The following is a 2,940-nucleotide window of genomic DNA, read 5'->3' on the forward strand; positions in this document are numbered from 1 at the left end:
ATATCAAGTGGCTCTGGCGAACCAATAGACAAAGATAAGCCGTGACATACAAAATTATGTTGTTCTGTTAATTGTTTGAACTTTTTACCTAATGCACCACCTAAAATAAGCCAGTTTTCTGGTGCGACTTCTAAAAAGTCCACTTGCTTTGGGTAATTGTCGATTAATGGATCAAGCATTTCTCGTCTAAGCCCAAGCCCTACCATACCGAAACCGTGTTTACTCACCGCACCTCCAAACCTATTTATACTTCAATTAATTAAAAGGCCAGCTTAACTGACCTTTTAGCTAGTTAATCTGATCTCGGGATAACAAATTATTTTTTAGCAGCTACTTTACATATTGAAGCGGCAAGTTTGTTTGTAATAGGCTCACTATAACGAACAAACTCGCCTTGTTCTAAAAACAAGCTTCAAGCTAAACAGTATGAATTAACATAACCTATATATTTGAGTTGGTTAGTTAACTTCTTAACCCAAGTTACAGTTAGTTACTTGTGGCCACCGCACTTGCCTTCACCACACTTGCCTTCTTTTTTAGCTTTGTTTTTGGCACCGCATTTACCTTCGCCACATTTGCCTTCACCGCACTTGCCTTCTTTTTTAGCTTTGTTTTTGGCGCCGCATTTGCCTTCGCCACATTTGCCTTCACCGCACTTGCCTTCTTTTTTGGCTTTGTGTTTAGCGCCGCATTTGCCTTCGCCACATTTACCTTCTTTTTTAGCTTTGTGGTCTCCACCGCACTTGCCTTCGCCGCATTTACCTTCTTTTTTAGCTTTTTTGTCGCCGCCGCACTTGCCTTCGCCGCACTTGCCTTCTTTTTCAGCTTTTTTGTCGCCGCCACACTTGCCTTCGCCGCATTTACCTTCTTTTTCAGCTTTTTTGTCGCCGCCACACTTGCCTTCGCCGCATTTACCTTCGCCTGCATCAAGCATATAACCCGATTGCATTGCAGTTACTTGAAAGGGGTTTGCATTCGCTGCTGTTGCTACAAGGCTTGATGCACCAATTACCGCCGCACCGACTGTCATTGCTACTGAATTTTTATTAAGTGTTTTCATAATTGTCTCGTTTTACGTTTACTTGATTGTTTAAGGTGACCTAGCTTTTATAAATATTCTTTCAAATAAATTTAATTTTTTTGGTCAATTAATTAGTAAATCTCATTATGGTACAGCTAACCCATTGAGCAAATTCAGTTTAGCCTTGTAATCAAAAAAAAAATAGTGTTTAGCGCACAAGCTCGTTAAAATCGCCGCCGAGAATCATAAGGTACACGATGCAATGAAACTAATTTTGGCCCCAATGGAAGGTGTTGTTGACTTCCATATGAGAGAATTACTCACCGACTTTGGTGGGTTTGATCTATGTGTTACCGAATTTGTTCGCGTTGTTGATGCGCTTTTACCGCCAAGGGTATTTTTTCGCTATTGTCCTGAACTTAATTTTTCGGGTAAAACCAAAGCTGGCACACCTGTTCGTATCCAGTTGCTCGGGCAAAATGCGCCAATTCTTGCTGAAAATGCCGTTCGTGCTGTTGAATTAGGATCACATGGTGTTGATTTGAACTTTGGCTGCCCAGCCAAAGCTGTAAATAAAAGCAAAGGCGGTGCTGTTTTACTCAAAGAGCCAGAGCAAATCTATCAGATTGTCAAAGCGGTGCGTGATGCCGTACCGGCAAGTGATGAGGTATCAGCTAAAGTACGTCTTGGTTTTGATGACAGCTCACAAAGCCAAGAAATATTTGATGCCGTAAATAGTGCTGGTGCTAATAGTATTGCAATTCACGCTAGAACCAAACGTGACGGCTACCGCCCACCTGCCTATTGGGAAAAAATAAAGCCCCTAAAAGAAAACAGTGAAATTGAGGTGGTTGCAAATGGTGAAGTTTGGAACTTTGAGCATTATTTATTATGTAAAGAACGCAGTGGCTGCGAACATGTAATGCTTGGCCGTGGGGCGTTAGCTCAGCCTGATCTTGCTGCTGAAATTGCTGCAAGGCGGATTGCCAAAGATTACCAATCAATATCATGGCAGGCTGTGTTGTCACATATTGTTGATTCCAACATGCACTGTGATGGCGGCAACAGTGAACGTTATTTTGCCAGTCGTACCAAACAATGGTTAGCTTATTTAAAGCTGCATTATCCCGAAGCTGACATCTTCTTTGAAGAAATCAAACGATTGAAATCAAGCCAAGAAGTGCTAGATAGAATTTTACAGGCGAGTAACAAAGTTACGAGTTGTTGATTCATATCATGTCGCATTAAATTGCTGACCTCTATAATCCAGTATTGCACTATCTTTGTGCTTGGAATTGAAAGGGGAATGATAATGACTGTATCACTTGAGTTATTCAGACGCAGGCTACAAGTAGAGCTAGATACTTTACGTAAAGACGTTATTGAGCACTACGGACCTGCACAACCAGCTATTGTTAATGACTTACATACGATCAACTACAGTGATTGGCCAGATTTTCTGGAGAAACATTTTTTATTAAATCATGAACCTAAATTAAACCGCTTAGTACAATTAGAAGCAGCACTAGCACAATTCGATATCGGTCAGTATGGCTACTGTGCGGACTGTGAAGAACCGATTGAACTAGAGTTACTAAATGCGGATCCAGCAACACAACGTTGCCAAAAATGTTCCCATTAGGTTATTTATCTAATGGGAAATTAACCATGGCAAGTGCAGGCTCTTTTATTAACCTTGCTAAAATTACATTTGCCTGTGCTTGATTTAGTTTCAATTCCTTTCTTAAAACTGTAAGTGCGTGTTCACTACTCCATAATTGAGCATGAATACCATAATCCACCTCTGCAATGATTGCTTGTTCTATACCAAACGGGATATCTTTAAATTCAGTTAAGCGATGGCTATAACCTGTTCGCCAATCTAATCCAAATGTATTATTACAATTATCTGTTGTATA

The 2,940-nt window shown here is 40.5% G+C and carries 5 protein-coding genes; 2 read left to right on the forward strand and 3 right to left on the reverse strand.

Annotation, left to right across the window (positions count from 1 at the left end; all coding sequences use genetic code 11):
* The coding region (locus ABYD77_RS18525; RefSeq protein ID WP_372771577.1) for a DUF692 family multinuclear iron-containing protein at window positions 1–206 on the reverse strand (206 nt) is incomplete at its 3' end.
* Window positions 207–490: 284 nt separating this feature from the next.
* Window positions 491–1,060, reverse strand: coding sequence for a hypothetical protein (locus tag ABYD77_RS18530; RefSeq protein WP_372771573.1), 570 nt, complete (start codon window positions 1,058–1,060; stop codon window positions 491–493).
* A gap of 223 nt (window positions 1,061–1,283) precedes the next feature.
* On the opposite strand from ABYD77_RS18530, the gene ABYD77_RS18535 reads away from it, so the two are divergent.
* Both ABYD77_RS18535 and ABYD77_RS18540 read left to right on the forward strand, forming a co-directional pair.
* Complete coding sequence (locus ABYD77_RS18535; RefSeq protein WP_372771574.1) at window positions 1,284–2,249, forward strand: tRNA-dihydrouridine synthase; 966 nt, start codon at window positions 1,284–1,286, stop codon at window positions 2,247–2,249.
* An 84-nt stretch (window positions 2,250–2,333) separates the two neighbouring features.
* Window positions 2,334–2,663 (forward strand): TraR/DksA family transcriptional regulator, encoded by a 330-nt coding sequence (locus ABYD77_RS18540; RefSeq protein WP_372771575.1) that lies wholly within the window; start codon window positions 2,334–2,336, stop codon window positions 2,661–2,663.
* Between the two features lies 1 nt (window position 2,664).
* Here ABYD77_RS18540 and ABYD77_RS18545 read toward each other — a convergent pair.
* Window positions 2,665–2,940: hypothetical protein (locus ABYD77_RS18545; RefSeq protein WP_372771576.1), on the reverse strand; the 276-nt coding region annotated here is incomplete at its 5' end.

The organism is Pseudoalteromonas sp. (genome assembly GCF_041629635.1).
Lineage (GTDB): Bacteria > Pseudomonadota > Gammaproteobacteria > Enterobacterales > Alteromonadaceae > Pseudoalteromonas.

Coding starts and splice junctions, on each gene's coding strand:
- ABYD77_RS18540 (WP_372771575.1), top strand. CDS start 2,334: ATGACTGTATCACTTGAGTTATTCAGACGCAGGCTACAAGTAGAGCTA.
- ABYD77_RS18530 (WP_372771573.1), bottom strand. CDS start 1,060: ATGAAAACACTTAATAAAAATTCAGTAGCAATGACAGTCGGTGCGGCG.
- ABYD77_RS18535 (WP_372771574.1), top strand. CDS start 1,284: ATGAAACTAATTTTGGCCCCAATGGAAGGTGTTGTTGACTTCCATATG.